The following is a 13,896-nucleotide window of genomic DNA, read 5'->3' as shown; positions in this document are numbered from 1 at the left end:
GCCCAGCGCAATCCCTCCATGGTGCAATCCGTCCTCGGCAGCCTCACGCTAGGCTACCGCCCGTTGTGGAACGCCAGCCGCCACCTGGCCGGCGTCCAGCTTTATGTCCAGGACGATCCTGCCATCACCGTGGATGCCCCGCACCTGCTGCGCACGCTGCAGGAGCTGTGGTCGGCCAGCTCCCCCCCGCTGCTGCTCTCGCCGCAGTCGCGCCAGCTGCTGCTGCAACTGCTGCAGCAGGCGCCGCGCGGCAGCCCGTGGATCGAGGTGCGCGGCGACTGGCTCGCCGACTCCACGCTGTTCGCCGCCGTGCAGGCCGGCCACCAGCGCGGCCTCAAGCTGGTGTGGCGCGGCGAGCTGGCGCAGCTGCCGCCCGCCGACATCGCCACCTGCTTCGACAACAGCCTGTTGAACCTGTCGCCGCAGGACGTGGTGACCGCGCTGCAGTCGGTGGCCCCGCGCACCCCGGGCACCGGCGTGCAGCGCCCGGCCACCCCGCCACGCCCCAGCCCGCTGATCGACGGGCAGATGTACGAGAACCTGCCCAACCTCGCCCTGGCCTCGCTGTGCCTGGACCGGCACCGCGCCGTGGCCGTGGCCGGCTGGCCCGTCGAAGACGTGCTCTACGGCCTGCGCCACCAGCCCCTGCAGCCCGCGCGCGAGAGCGTGCTGCGCCTGATGAAGGCCATCGACGCCGAGCAGTCGCTCGAAGCCTTCGAGCACATCCTGGGCGAGGAGCCGCTGCTGGCCTACCGCTTCATGGTCTACACCAACTCGGCCGCGCTGGGCCTGCGCACCGGCGTCGATTCGCTGCGCCGCGGCCTGGTCATGATGGGCTACGGCACGCTGCAGCGCTGGCTGGCGAACCAGTTGCCCCACGCCAGCCAGGACCCGAACCTGCAGCCCATCCGCGAAGCCATGGTGCTGCGCGCCCGGCTCACCGAGCGCCTGGTGGAAGCCGGCATCGAGCACAACCTGCGCCGCGAGGTCTACCTCACCGGCCTGTTCTCGCAGCTCGACGAACTGCTGAACGAGCCCATGGGCACCATCCTGCGGCGCCTGCCGCTGTCGGACCGCATTGCCGACGCCATCGTGCTGCAGACCGGCCCCTACGCGCCCGCGCTGCAGATGGCCTGCGCCCTCGAACACGACGACGCCAAGGTCGTGCGCACCCTGTGCGAAACGCACGAGATGGATCCGGAGAGCGTGAACCGCGCGCTGCTGCGCGTGCTGAGCGACCTGCAGGTGGAACGGCCCGGCGCGCACAGGGATTGAAGCCAAACAAGGCTCCAGCCCTTGCCAGGAAAGCGCTGGCAGCTATCTTTTTTGCACCTTCTCCAGCGTTTGCGCGCGCACGCGCTGGAATACGCGCCAGAACTGCGCGTCCTGCGTGGTGGAGAAGTTGATGCGCATCAGCGTGCTGGGCTGGCGGCTGGCGTGGAACAGCGCGCCGGGCGCGAGCAGGTAGCCCTCGTCCAGCATGCGCTGGGCCAGCACGTCGGTGTCCACCCCGGTTTCGACCCAGCCGAACATGCCGCCCGGCTCGGCGGCGAAGGTGCAGCCCGCCTCCAGCGCCAGTTGCACGCTGCGCGCGCGCGCCTGGGCCAGGCGCTGGCGCATGCGCTCGCCATGGCGGCGCAGCTGGCCCTGCTCGATGCACAGGGCCAGCGCCTTTTCCAGCAGCGACGGCGTGGTGAGCGTGGACAGCAGCTTGGTGTCGAGCAGGCGCTCCATCAGCGCCACGGGCGCGGCCAGGTAGCCGATGCGCCAGGCGGGCGCCAGGATCTTGGCGAAGCCGCCCACGTAGATGCTGCGTGACAGGCCGTCGAGCACCGTCAGGCGCGTGGCGTGCCCGGGGGCGATGTGGCTGTAGGTGTCGTCTTCCACCACATGAAAGCCGTGGCGCTGCGCCAGTTGCAGCACCTGGTGCGCCCGCCCGGGCGCGAGGCTGTAGCCCGTGGGGTTGTGCAGCACGCTCACGCTGACGAACAGCTTGGGCGCGTGCAGCTCGCAGTAGCGCGCCATCACCTCCAGGTCGGGGCCTTCGGCGCGGCGCGGCACGGGCAGCACGCGCATGCCCAGCGCGTCGAGCCGGGCGAACTCGACCGACCAGCCCGGCTCCTCGACCATCACCGGGTCGCCTGCCTTGAGCAGGGTGCGGCTGACGATGTCCAGCGCCTGCGTGGCGCCCACCGTGGTCATCACCTGTGCGGGCGATGCGGGCACGCCCAGGTCCTGCAGGCGGTGCGACAGCGCGGCGCGCAGCGCGGGCGTGCCGAGCGGGTCGCCGTAGCCCAGCAGGCTGTCCTGCAGCGCCCCTTCGGCCATGACCTTGCGCACGGCGGCGGGCAAAAAGCTGGTTTGCAGCCAGTCCATGGGCAGCACGCCCGAGCCCGGCTGCGGCGTGTTCGAGCCCTGGTGGAACATGCCCCGGATCAGCACCGTGGCGTTGAAGCGCGCGCCCGACGGCGCCTGCGGCTGCGCCCCCGGCGCCTCGCGCACTATGCTTTTAAGAGCTGCTGGCGCTTGATCGACGGGCGCTGCGGGCATTTTTTGCGCTGCATCGCGCACGAAGAAGCCGCGCTGCGGCCGCGCCTCCACCAGCCCCTGGGCCAGCAGCTGGTCGTAGGCCGCCACCACGGTGTACGGGCTCACGCCCTGCTGGCGCGCGCACTCGCGCACCGAGGGCAAGCGCGCGCCCGCGGGCAGCAGCCGGTTGCGGATGCGCTCGGCAAAGCGCTCGGCGAGCTGTTCGGTCAGGGACGACTGGGCGGATCGTTTCAGCATGGCGGCGAGGCTCCGGGGCCTGTAGTGATGCGGCGGCCAATACAGCGGTTGTTTTTGTCAGTCAAACTGTATTGGCACTGTAATGGTGAAAGCCCTACATTGAACGCCCACGCACCCCAAAAATCAACATGCCCACTGCCGAATTCACCGCCCTGCTGCTCCTGGCCACCGCCATGAGCTTCAGCCCCGGGCCGAACACCACGCTGTCCACGGCCCTGGCGGCCAACCACGGGCTGCGCCATGCGCTGCGCTTCGTGCTCTCGGTGCCGGTGGGCTGGAGCGCCTTGCTGCTGCTGTGCGCGGGCGGCGTGGGCGCGCTGGTGGTGGCCGCGCCCGCGCTGCGCTGGGCCATCAAGGGCGCGGGCATCGCCTACCTGCTGTGGCTGGCCGTGAAGCTCAGCGGCAGCCACCGCCTGGCCGAGGCCGACGCGCACCGCATGCACGTGGGCTTCTGGCAGGGCGCGGCGCTGCAGTTCGTCAACATCAAGGCCTGGCTGCTGGCGCTGACCATCGTGGCCGGCTGGGTCATCGGCCGCGCCGACAGCCTGGAGCGCCTGGCCGTGGTGCTGCCGGTGATGGCGTTCTTCGCCCTCGCCAGCAACCTGCTGTACGCCGCCACGGGGGCGCTGCTGCGCCACTGGCTGGCGCGCGGGCAGCGCCTGCTGTGGTTCAACCGCGCCATGGCGCTGGTGCTGGTGCTCACTGCGGCCTGGATGGTGACAGCATGAGCGCCCATCCATCCCTTCACCCCTCGCGCCGGGACCAGACCCTGGGCCTGTGGCTCGGCGTGCTGGGCGTGGCGATCTTCGCCGTCACCCTGCCTGCCACGCGGCTGGCCACGGGCACGCACGACCAGCCCCAGCTCTCGCCCTGGTTCGTCACGCTGGGCCGCGCGGCGCTGGCGGGGCTGCTGTCGGCGGTCTTTTTGCTGGCCACGCGCTCGCCGCGCCCGCAGCCGCACCAGTTCAAGCACCTGGGCTGGGCCGTGCTGGGCAATGCCCTGGGCTACCCGCTGCTGCTGGCGTACGCGCTGCGCAGCGTCACGGCCAGCCACGCGGCTGTGGTCACGGCGCTGCTGCCGCTGGTGACGGCGGGCGTGGCGGCGCTGGTGCTGCACCAGCGCGCGCGCCTGGGCTTCTGGGTGTGCGCGGTGCTGGGCAGCGTGCTGGTGGTGGCGTTCTCGCTGCTGCGCGGCGGGCAGCAGGGCCATGGCTTTGGCCTGGAGGCGGCCGACGCGCTGCTGGTGGGCGCGGTGGTGGCGGCCTCGGTGGGCTACATCCACGGCGCGCGCATCACGCCCGCGCTGGGGGCCGAGCGCGTGATCTGCTGGGTGTGCCTGCTGGCGCTGCCGGCCACCCTGCCGGCCACGCTGTGGCTGTGGCCCGCGCAGCCCATCGCGCCGTCGGCCTGGGGCGGCTTCCTGTACGTGGGCGTGTTCTCGATGTGGGCCGGCTTCTTCGCCTGGTACCGCGGGCTGGCCCTGGGCGGCGCGCTGCGCGTGAGCCAGACGCAGCTGCTGCAGCCGTTCTTTTCCATCCTGGCCGCCATCCCGCTGCTGGGCGAGCCGCTGGACGTGGTAACGCTCGGCTTCGCCCTGGCGGTGGTGGCCACCGTGGTGGCGGGCAAGCGGCTGTCATGACCCCGGTGCTTGCCAGATACCATTGCACCCGCCGCCCCACCCGCAGGGCGGCAGCCCGCCGCACAACGGCATTTTCTGAACGATCCGGCGCACCTGGCGTGCGCCCCTGGAGATACTGAATGACGAATTGGACCCTGGCCGCACGCGCCGCCAAGATGAACCCCTCGGTGATCCGCGAGATCCTCAAGGTCACCGAAAAGCCCGGCATCATCAGCCTGGCGGGCGGCCTGCCCTCGCCCAAGACCTTTCCGGTCGATGACTTCGCGCGCGCCGCCGCCACCGTGCTGGCCCAGGACGGCCCGGCCGCCCTGCAGTACGCCGCGAGCGAAGGCTTTCCCGCGCTGCGCGAGGCCGTGGCCCAGTGGCTGCCGTGGGACGTGGATCCGGCCCAGGTGCTGATCACCACCGGCTCGCAGCAGGGCCTGGACCTGGTGGCCAAGGTGCTGGTCGACGAAGGCAGCCGCGTGCTGGTCGAAACGCCCACCTACCTGGGCGCGCTGCAGGCCTTCACGCCCATGGAGCCGACCATCGTCAGCGTGGCCAGCGACGACGAAGGCCCGCTGGTGGACGACTTCGCCTTGGCGGCCGGGCACGGCAGCGGGCGCGCGCGCTTCATGTACCTGCTGCCCAACTTCCAGAACCCCACGGGCCGCACCATGAGCGAGGCGCGCCGCGCCGCGCTGGTGGCCAAGGCGGCCGAACTGGGCGTGCCCCTGGTCGAGGACAACCCCTACGGCGACCTGTGGTTCGACCAGCCCCCGCCCGCGCCGCTGACGGCGCGCAACCCCGAGGGCTGCATCTACCTGGGCAGCTTCTCCAAGGTGCTGGCGCCGGGCCTACGCCTGGGCTACGTGGTGGCGCCCCAGGCCATCTACCCCAAGCTGCTGCAGGCCAAGCAGGCGGCCGACCTGCACAGCCCCAGCTTCAACCAGCGCATGGTGGCCGAGGTGCTGAAGGACGGCTTCCTGGACCGCCACGTGCCCACCATCCGCGCCCTGTACAAGCGCCAGCGCGATGCCATGCACGCCGCGCTGGAGCGCGAGCTGGCCAGCCTGGGCGTGGCCTGGAGCCGCCCGGACGGCGGCATGTTCCTGTGGGCACGCCTGCCCGAAGGCATGAACGCCATCGACCTGCTGCCCGAGGCCGTGGAGCGCAACGTGGCCTTCGTGCCCGGCGCGGCCTTCTACGCCGAGGCACCCGACACGCGCACGCTGCGCCTGTCGTTCGTGACGGCCAGCCCGGCGCAGATCGACGCCGGCGTCAAGGCCCTGGCCGACGCCGTGCGCGCGCGCCTGGCGCGCACCTAACCTCCCCCCTGCTCCCGCAGCAACCCGCCCCTGGCCCGCGCCAGGGGCGTGGCCTGCCACACCCTGGAAAAACGCCATGCCCCTGCGCCAACGCCCTTTCAAGCAAGTCGATGTCTTCACCGCCGAGGCCTACCGCGGCAACCCGCTGGCCGTGGTGCTGGACGGCACGGGCCTGGCCACCGAGGCCATGCAGCACTTCACGCACTGGACCAACCTGTCCGAAGCCACTTTCGTGCTGCCGCCCACGGCCGAAGGCCGCGCGGCCGGGGCCGACTACCGCGTGCGCATCTTCTGCCCGGGGCGCGAGCTGCCCTTTGCCGGGCACCCCACGCTGGGCACCTGCCATGCCTGGCTCGAAGCCGGCGGCCAGCCGCGCCAGGACGGCGTGGTGGTGCAGGAATGCGGCGTGGGCCTGGTCACGCTGCGCCGCGACGGCGGCCGGCTGGCCTTTGCCGCGCCGCCGCTGCGCCGCAGCGGCCCGCTGGACGAAGCCGACGTGCAGCGCATCGCCCAGGGCCTGGGCGTGGCGCGCGGCGACATCGCCGCGCACGCCTGGTGCGACAACGGCCCGCAGTGGCGCGGCGTGATGCTGCGCGACGCGCGGCAGGTGCTGGCGCTGCGCCCCGACACCGCCCTGCTCGCCGGCCTGGACGTGGGCGTGGTGGCGCCCAGCGGCGCCGAGGGCATCGCCTTCGAGGTGCGCGCCTTCTTCCCCGGCAACAACGGCCTGACCGAAGACCCCGTGACCGGCAGCCTGAACGCCGCACTGGCGCAATGGCTCATCGGCGCCGGGCTGGCCCCGGCGCGCTATGTGGCACGCCAGGGCACGGCGCTGCAGCGCGCCGGACTCGTCCATGTTGCGCAGGAAGACGGCCACATCTGGGTCGGCGGCAGCAGCGTGACGTGCATTGACGGCACGGTACTGCTCTGACCGTACTATCAACTCAATAGCTTCCCGCGCTTTACCAGCAAGGCCCAGAGGCCATTTCGACCATGAAAAACCCCGCATCCTCCCTGCCCACCCTGGCCGACATCGAGACCGCCGCCCAGCTCATCTACCAGGACTTTCCCGCCACGCCGCAGTACCGCTGGGCGCTGCTGGGCCAGCGCCTGGGCGCCGAGTGCTGGCTCAAGCACGAGAACCACACGCCCGTGGGCGCGTTCAAGATCCGGGGCGGCCTGACCTACTTCGACCAGCTCGCGCGGCGCGGCGCGCTGCCCCGCGAGGTCATCAGCGCCACGCGCGGCAACCACGGCCAGAGCATGGGCTGGGCCGCGCGCCGCCACGGCGTGGCCTGCACCATCGTCGTGCCGCGCGGCAACTCACAGGAGAAGAACGCCGCCATGCGCGCGCTGGGCGTCACGCTGGTCGAGCACGGCAGCGACTTCCAGGAGGCGCGCGAGCACGCCATGCGCCTGGCCGCCGAGCGCGGCGCGCACATGGTGCCGAGCTTCCACGCCGACCTGCTGCGCGGCGTGGCCACGTACTGGTGGGAATTCCTGCGCGCCGTGCCGCACATGGCCGTGGCCTACGTGCCCATCGGCCAGGGCTCGGGGGCGTGCGCCGCCATCGCCGCCAAGCAGGCGCTGGGGCACGGCGTGCGCATCGTCGGCGTGGTCAGCAGCCACGCCACCACCTACGCCGACTCGATCGCCGCCGGCCGCGTGGTGGAAAGCGCCGTGACCACGGAACTGGCCGACGGCATGGCCTGCCGCGTGGCCGACCAGGCCGCGCTCGACATCCTGGCGCCGCACCTCGACCACGTGGTGCAGGTGAGCGACGCCGAGGTGGCCGCCGCCATGCGCGCCCTCTACACCGACACGCACAACGCGGCCGAGGGCGCGGGCGCCGCCGCGCTGGCCGCCGCGCTGCAGGAGAAAGAGCACATTGCCGGCCAGGCCGTGGGCGTGGCCCTCACTGGCGGCAACGTGGACGCGGCGGTCTTCGCGCGCGTGCTCGGCGGCGCGTCCTGCTGAAGTCAGTTGCTAAAAATAATTTGCGCGATCACGCCGGTGGCGATGGCCACGAGCAGGTAGTCCGGCCCGTACTGCACCCAGTGGTAGCCCCGGGGCGGCGGTGCGAGCCGGTGCACGCGCCAGTCGTTCACGACGTAATGGCCCCCACGGTACGGTGGCGGAATGCGCGCGCCGCGGTACCAGTCGTGCTGCGGTCCGGCGCCGCGCTGGCCGTGGAAATGCGGCCCCTGCGCATGCGGCGGCGGCATGTGCGGCCGGTGGCCCGGCCGGGCGTGCGGCGGCATGGGGCGCGGTGGTACAGCGTGCGGCGGGCGCCTCTCATGACCGGGCGGCGCGGCGTGCGGCGGCGGGCGCCCGTCGTGGCCGGGCGGCGGACGATGGGGCTGCGCCATGGCCAGCGATGAAGTCGCCAGCAGCGCCGCCGCCACGAAGGCGGCGCTGGCGCGGCGGTATGCGTTGTGCATGGTGTCGTCCTTTCGCGGTGGGGGGAAGCGATGCGCCCATTCTGCGGCGCACCCGCGCGCCCGCACATGTCGCAAACATGCACGGCCGGTGAAGCTTGTCACCCGATGCAACAGCGCGCCCGCCGCCGTCGCTGCGGAGACAGGCCGCGGCGCGGCGCCTCCGGACAATCGCCGCCATGGGAACCCTCTACCTCGTGCGCCACGGCCAGGCCTCGTTTGGCGCCGCCAACTACGACCAACTCAGCCCGCGCGGCCTGCAGCAGGCGCAGCGCCTGGGCGCGTACTGGCGCGCGCGCGGCCTGCGCTTCGATGCCGTGCTCACCGGCACGCTGCAGCGCCACGCGCAAACCCTGGCCGGCATCGGCGATGAACTGGGCCCGCTGCCCCCGGCCCAGGCCTTGCCCGGGCTGGACGAGTACGACAGCCTGGCGCTGATCCGCGCCATCCACCCCGCCCCCCTGGCCAAGCCGGACACGCCCGAGCTGTTCCGCCAGCACTTCCGCATCCTGTGCGACGCGCTGGCGCAGTGGATGGGCGGCACCATCAGCCCCCAGGGCATGCCGAGCTGGGATGATTTCTCGGGCGGCGTGCACGCCGCGCTGGAGCTCGTGCGCCGCGCGCACGCCGGGCAGAACGTGCTGCTGGTGAGCAGCGGCGGCCCCATCTCCACCGCCGTCGGCCAGGTGCTGGGCACGGCGCCGGAAGTGACCATCGCGCTGAACATGCGCATCCGCAACAGCGCGGTGACGGAGTTCTCCCTCTCGCCCAAGCGGCTGATGCTGCAGACCTTCAACACCCTGCCGCACCTGGACGCGCCGGAACACGCCGCGCTGGTCACCCACGCCTGACGCCCGGCACGGCATGGCGCGCCAGCCCGCACCGGAGTACAACCGGGGCATGCCGCACACACCCGCACACCCCGCCACCTTCGACCTGCATCTGGAGCCCGACCAACTGCGGCTCGTGCCGCCGCTCCCGGCGGCGCCCTACGCCGCGCCCCTGGGCTGGCGCACGGTGGCGCAGGCCTTTGGCCAGCGCATGCCCGCGGCGCTGGCGCTGGAGCACGCCATCGCCTCCGTGGAGGATGCGGTGATGCCCGCCGCGCGCGTGCTGCCGGGGACGCCCTACGTGCTGCGCACGGCCAGCCCGCTGCTGCGCGAGGTGGCCCAGGCCGCAGGGGCCGATCTGGCCGCCCGCCCCGCCCGCCTGTCACGCGCGGCGGTGGAACACCTGTTCAGCCGCCTGGCCAGCCAGGCGCACCGCCCTGGCCATGCCGACCCGGCCCTGCCCCAGCGCCCGGACTTCGCTGCGGCACTGCTGATCCTGCGCGAGGCGCTGCACCACTGGGAAAGCGAATGGATCGACATCGGCGGCTGAATCACAGCGGCTGCGCGGGCGCGCCGACCGTGGACGAGGGCAGCGCATGCAGCTCCGACAGCAGCTGCGCCAGCGCCTCGCCCGCCGCCTGCACCACGGCGCGGCCCTTGTCGGCCGTGGCGGCGGCGGCGTTGCCCACGGCGCCTGCCGGGTGGTAGTCCTCGATGGCCCAGCCCATCTTGGCGCTGCGGCCGTTGCCCAGGATGGCATGCGCCTCGGCGCGGTCCTGCGAGGTGGAGCGCCAGTCGCGCGCCTCCTCCATGCGCACCGTGGCGGGCGCAAGGTGCAGCATCATCGACGTCTCGATCTCGCCGCCGTGGATGCCGAAGCGGTGCTCCTGCGCGCTGAACAGGCCCTGCACGGCGTCGGGCAGCGGCAGGCTGAACCAGCTTGCACTGTAGGTGAGCAGCCCGTGGCGCTGGCGCAGCTCGCGCGCCACGATGTCCATGGCCGCCACGTTGCCGCCGTGGCCGTTGAACAGCAGCAGCTTCTTCACCCCGGCGCGCGCCACGCACGCCCCCAGCTCGCTCCACAGCGCGATCAGCGTCGCCGGCGAGAGCGTGAGCGTGCCGGGGTAGGACAGGTGTTCGGTGCTCAGGCCGACGTTGTGCGGCGGCAGAAAGAGCGCGGGCACGTCGGCCGGCAGCAGCGCCAGCGCGGCGTCGATCACGCCCTGCAGCAGCGTGGCATCGACCGACAGCGGCAGGTGCGGCCCGTGCTGCTCAACGGCCGCCACGGGCAGCACGGCCACGGTGCGCGCCGCCAGGCCCGAGGCCTGCGCGGCGGCAAAGTCGCGGGTGGAGACGTCGGCCCAGTGGCGCGCGGGCCAGGAATTCAGCAAAGGTGCAGGCATGGCGGCATGGTAGCGGCTGAATTGCGCCCGCTTGCGCCGCTTTCTCGGCCCTTGGCCGGGCCGGGGGCGGCGGCACAATCCAGGCGCACACTGCGCCTTGATCCGCCCATGCCCACGCCCTTTTCCCCGGTTCTGCTCCTGCTCCTGCGCCACCTGCAACGCTGCTGCCTGGCCGCCGTGCTGCTGGCGCTGCCTGGCCTCGCGGCGGCGGACTTCCGCGACCCCGAGGGGCAGCAGTTCGTCGTCTGGCCCAACATTCCGGTGGTGCGCGCCACCGACTTCGCCGAGTACGCCGCCGACCGCAAGATCTTCGACGAACTGCACGCCGCCAAGGGCGACCCGGCCACCACCATCGCCGCGCTGCAGGCAGTGGACCAGTTGCAGGCCCACCACGAGCGCGCCGCGCTGGCCGAGCTGGGGCGCAGCCTGAACGTGCTGTTCATCAGCGAGCTGGACCGGCTCACGCGCGCCACCTCCATCCGCACGCCCAAGCTGCGCTTCGACTTCGCCGGCATCACCCCGGCCGAGCTGCAGCGCCCGGCGCTGCTCGACGCCACCGCGCTGGCCGCGCTCAAGGCCAAGGCCGGGCAGGTGACGCTGCTGGTGTACATGACCTACGCGCGCACCGAGGGCAGCTCAATCCAGGTCACGGCCACGCTGCTCAAGCCGGCCGACGGCAGCTCGCAGAGCTTCACCGCGACGGCGCTGGCCTCGCAGGCCGCCGCGGCGCTGGCGCAGGACGTGTTCCACTACTTCTACAGCACGCGCTTCGCGCCGTACCGCAACCCGCTGGCCGACCGCGAATGGCTGCAGCCCGCGCCCGGCCACCGCGACCAGATGGTGTCGCTCGAAGCGGCCAGCCGCTACTGCCAGACCCAGGGCGCCGAACTGCCCACCGAGAACGAGATGGAGGTGGGCGAGTCGTCCGGCGTCTACCACGGCGGCATCGAGGCCAAGAGCGACCGGCTGTACCACATGCGCACCGGCCAGCTCTACGTGGCCCAGCAGTCGGCCGACGAGCGCGTGGTGCCCAACCGCAACCCCAGGGGCAGCAACGCCTACTACTACTGCATCCGCAAGAAGGCAGGAGCGGCGGCGGCGCGCAAGCGCTGATCACATCACAGATCCCAGCGCAGCGAGGCCGTGTAGGTGCGCTGCGGATAGGGGTGGAAGTTCCAGTACTGGTAGTTGTTGGCGTTGTCGATGCCCAGCGCCGCCGAGAGCTGCCGCGTGAGCCTGTAGCGCGCGCGCAGGTCCACGGTGAAGTACTTGCTCGCGCCGAAGTAGGCGAAGGCGTTCACGTCGCTGTTGTCCAGGCTGGAGTACTGGCGCCCGCTGTAGCGCGCGGCCACGGTGAGGGCCCAGTGGTCGTCGGGCTGCCAGGTGGCGTAGGCGGTGGCGCGCCAGCGCGGCACGCGCGGCTGCCACTTGTCCACGCTCGCGGGGTTGGCGGCGTTGGCCACGATCCGGGAGTCGGCGTAGGTGAGGCTCGCGCCCAGGTCCAGCCCGCGCATCCATGCCGGCTGGCCGCTGTAGGCCAGCTCCAGGCCCAGCGTGCGGACCCTGTCCACGTTCTGCACGCGCGAGACGGTGGTGCCCGGTATCGGCTGGCTGTAGAGCGCGTCGCGCGTGGTCTCGTGGAACAGCGTGGCGCGCGCCAGGCCCCCACCCATGTCCGCCAGGTCCTTCTCGGCCGAGAGCTCGCCGGTCCACGACGTCTCGGGCTGCAGGTCGGGGTCGTTGATGAACGACAGCGCCCCGCCCGAGGTGGCGCCATACAGCTCGCCCACCGTGGGAAAGCGCACCGCGCGCCCCACCGAGGCCTTGAGCACGGTGTCGCTGCGCCACTGGTAGGCCAGCGCCGCCTTGGGCGAGAAGTGCGACGCGCTGCGCCGGCCGTAGGCCTGCTGGCTGCCCGCCGTGGCCGTGAAGCCGTCGTGCGCCGTCCAGTCCTCCCAGCGCAGGCCCAGCACGGCCGTCCAGCGCGGCGCGAAGCGCCAGGCGTCCTGCGCCCACAGGTAAACCGTCTCGGCGCGGCCGCCCACGCTGCTCACGGGCGACGCAGGGTCGGCGGCGCCGTCGATCCAGTTGCCCGCCACGTTCAGCTTGTCGATGCCGAGCTTGTACGCGTCGCGTCCCGCGCCGAAGTCCACGATGTGCTCCCCGCGCGCGCCCTGCGGGCGCCACGTGCCCTTGGCGGCCAGGGTGTTCCAGCCCGTGCCGTCCTGGCGCTGCAGCGTGCCGGGCCCGCCCGCGGCGGCCTGCGGCAGGGCCACGGCGGGGGCGCGCTGGCGGTCCCTGCCGTAGTCGTAGAGGCTGGCGGCCAGCTCCCAATCGAACACGCCCTGCGTATGGCGCTTGAGCGATACGCCGTGCATGGTGTGCGTCTGCGCGTCGTTGGTGAGCGGGAACGCCGTGGGCGCGAGGGTGTAGCTGCGCCCGCCGATGTTCACCACGCCGCTGTAGACCGGCTGGCCGTCCGGCCCCGTCAGAAAGCTCGCGGGGCGCCCCTCGGAGCGGTTGTCCCACCAGCCCAGGGTGTAGCTCGCGCGCAGCGTGGGCGTGAGGTCGTAGGCCAGCTTGAGCTTGGCGTGGTCCTGCACCGTGTGGTACTGCGTGCCGGTGCCGAGGATGTACCACGGCGTGTTCGTGGTGTTCAGCCCCGGCACGGCGCCGGACACGGGCGTGCCCGCCGCGCCCGGCGTGCCCGAGGCCACGGGCACCGTGGTGAAGGTCTGCGGCTGGCCCTGGCTGTCGGTGCGGTGCACGTTGACCCAGAACGACCAGTCGCCGCTCTTGCTGCCCAGCGAGGCGCTGCTCTGCCAACTGTTGAAGCTGCGGTGGGTGCCGTACAGGTCGTTCGGCTGGGAAGAATAGCCCGCGCTGACGTGCGCCTCCAGCCGGGTGGGCATGCGCGTCACGTAGTCCACCACCGCGCCGGCCGAGTTGCCCGGGTAGGCCGCGGAGAACGGGCCGTACATCACGTCCACGCGCTCGATCTCCTCGGGCGTCACCAGGCCCCAGCGCGGCGCGTAGTTGGTGCCGTTGGCGATGCCGTTGCCCAGGTAGTTGGACAGCAGGATGCCGTCGGCATAGACGGCCGAGCGCGCGCTGTTGCCCGTGCCCGAGGCGCGCGTGGACAGGATGGCGTGGTTGTAATCGCCGATGTAGCGCTTGCGCACCAGCAGGCTCGGCAGGTACTTGAGCGCGTCCTCGCTGTCGGTGGCGTTGATGCGCGCGTCGATCTCCTCGCGCGTCACGCCCTCGATAGTGGTGGGAATCTGCGTGGGCAGCGAGCTCGGCTGCCCGCCGCTCACGGTGACGACGCCGAGCGACCTGGCGCGCTCCGGCGCCTCGCCGGACTCACCGGATTCACCGGCCCTGGCCTGCGCGCAGGCCAGGGCACCGCCCAGCACGAGCGGCACGAAAATCTTGTTCATGGATAACCTCTGCGGCGCCAGCCCGGCGCCATCACTTGCATGGGACGATGCG

General features: G+C 72.2%; 13 protein-coding genes. 9 read left to right on the top strand and 4 right to left on the bottom strand.

The genetic code is table 11. The annotated features are described in order from the left end of the window. The first annotated feature begins 18 nt into the window (after window positions 1-18). The gene (locus YS110_18515; GenBank protein ID UJB66611.1) at window positions 19-1,275 is read left to right on the top strand and encodes a histidine kinase; all 1,257 of its coding nucleotides are present in this window, start codon (window positions 19-21) and stop codon (window positions 1,273-1,275) included. Between the two features lie 42 nt (window positions 1,276-1,317). On the opposite strand, the gene YS110_18510 is transcribed toward YS110_18515, so the two are convergent. Beyond that, window positions 1,318-2,787 (bottom strand): PLP-dependent aminotransferase family protein, encoded by a 1,470-nt coding sequence (locus YS110_18510; GenBank protein ID UJB66610.1) that lies wholly within the window; start codon window positions 2,785-2,787, stop codon window positions 1,318-1,320. Between the two features lie 128 nt (window positions 2,788-2,915). Between YS110_18510 and YS110_18505 the strand changes: the two genes are divergently transcribed. From YS110_18505 to YS110_18485, 5 genes are all read left to right on the top strand, one after another. After that, window positions 2,916-3,515: a LysE family translocator gene (locus YS110_18505; GenBank protein ID UJB66609.1), complete on the top strand. Its 600-nt coding sequence runs from the start codon at window positions 2,916-2,918 to the stop codon at window positions 3,513-3,515. Continuing rightward, window positions 3,512-4,426: a DMT family transporter gene (locus YS110_18500; protein ID UJB66608.1), complete on the top strand. Its 915-nt coding sequence runs from the start codon at window positions 3,512-3,514 to the stop codon at window positions 4,424-4,426. Before YS110_18505 ends, YS110_18500 begins: the two co-directional genes overlap by 4 nt. Window positions 4,427-4,545: 119 nt before the next feature. Continuing rightward, the gene (locus YS110_18495) at window positions 4,546-5,733 is read left to right on the top strand and encodes a PLP-dependent aminotransferase family protein (GenBank protein UJB66607.1); all 1,188 of its coding nucleotides are present in this window, start codon (window positions 4,546-4,548) and stop codon (window positions 5,731-5,733) included. Window positions 5,734-5,815: 82 nt separating this feature from the next. Beyond that, a complete protein-coding gene (locus tag YS110_18490) occupies window positions 5,816-6,664 on the top strand; it encodes a PhzF family phenazine biosynthesis protein (protein UJB67516.1) in 849 nt (282 codons plus the stop codon). 62 nt (window positions 6,665-6,726) lie between these two features. Next, window positions 6,727-7,710 (top strand): threonine dehydratase, encoded by a 984-nt coding sequence (locus YS110_18485; protein ID UJB66606.1) that lies wholly within the window; start codon window positions 6,727-6,729, stop codon window positions 7,708-7,710. A gap of 2 nt (window positions 7,711-7,712) precedes the next feature. Here the strand turns inward: YS110_18485 and YS110_18480 are convergent, their stop codons facing one another. Then, the gene (locus YS110_18480; GenBank protein UJB66605.1) at window positions 7,713-8,174 is read right to left on the bottom strand and encodes an RcnB family protein; all 462 of its coding nucleotides are present in this window, start codon (window positions 8,172-8,174) and stop codon (window positions 7,713-7,715) included. Between the two features lie 176 nt (window positions 8,175-8,350). Here YS110_18480 and YS110_18475 point away from each other — a divergent pair, with 176 nt between their 5' ends. Continuing rightward, entirely contained in the window at window positions 8,351-9,022 is a 672-nt protein-coding gene (locus tag YS110_18475) for a histidine phosphatase family protein (protein UJB66604.1), read from the top strand. 13 nt (window positions 9,023-9,035) lie between these two features. Further along, complete coding sequence (locus YS110_18470; protein ID UJB66603.1) at window positions 9,036-9,551, top strand: hypothetical protein; 516 nt, start codon at window positions 9,036-9,038, stop codon at window positions 9,549-9,551. A 1-nt stretch (window position 9,552) separates the two neighbouring features. Here the strand turns inward: YS110_18470 and YS110_18465 are convergent, their stop codons facing one another. Continuing rightward, complete coding sequence (locus YS110_18465) at window positions 9,553-10,404, bottom strand: creatininase family protein (GenBank protein ID UJB66602.1); 852 nt, start codon at window positions 10,402-10,404, stop codon at window positions 9,553-9,555. A gap of 108 nt (window positions 10,405-10,512) precedes the next feature. Here YS110_18465 and YS110_18460 point away from each other — a divergent pair, with 108 nt between their 5' ends. Next, a complete protein-coding gene (locus YS110_18460; GenBank protein UJB66601.1) occupies window positions 10,513-11,517 on the top strand; it encodes a hypothetical protein in 1,005 nt (334 codons plus the stop codon). A gap of 5 nt (window positions 11,518-11,522) precedes the next feature. Here the strand turns inward: YS110_18460 and YS110_18455 are convergent, their stop codons facing one another. Then, on the bottom strand, window positions 11,523-13,844 hold the full coding sequence (locus YS110_18455) for a TonB-dependent receptor (protein ID UJB66600.1): 2,322 nt from the start codon (window positions 13,842-13,844) through the stop codon (window positions 11,523-11,525). Between the last annotated feature and the right edge of the window lie 52 nt (window positions 13,845-13,896).

The organism is Acidovorax sp. YS12 (assembly GCA_021496925.1).
Taxonomy (GTDB): domain Bacteria; phylum Pseudomonadota; class Gammaproteobacteria; order Burkholderiales; family Burkholderiaceae_C; genus Paenacidovorax.
The sequence above is the reverse complement of the archived record's forward strand: the minus strand, read 5'-3'. Positions and strand labels throughout refer to the sequence as shown.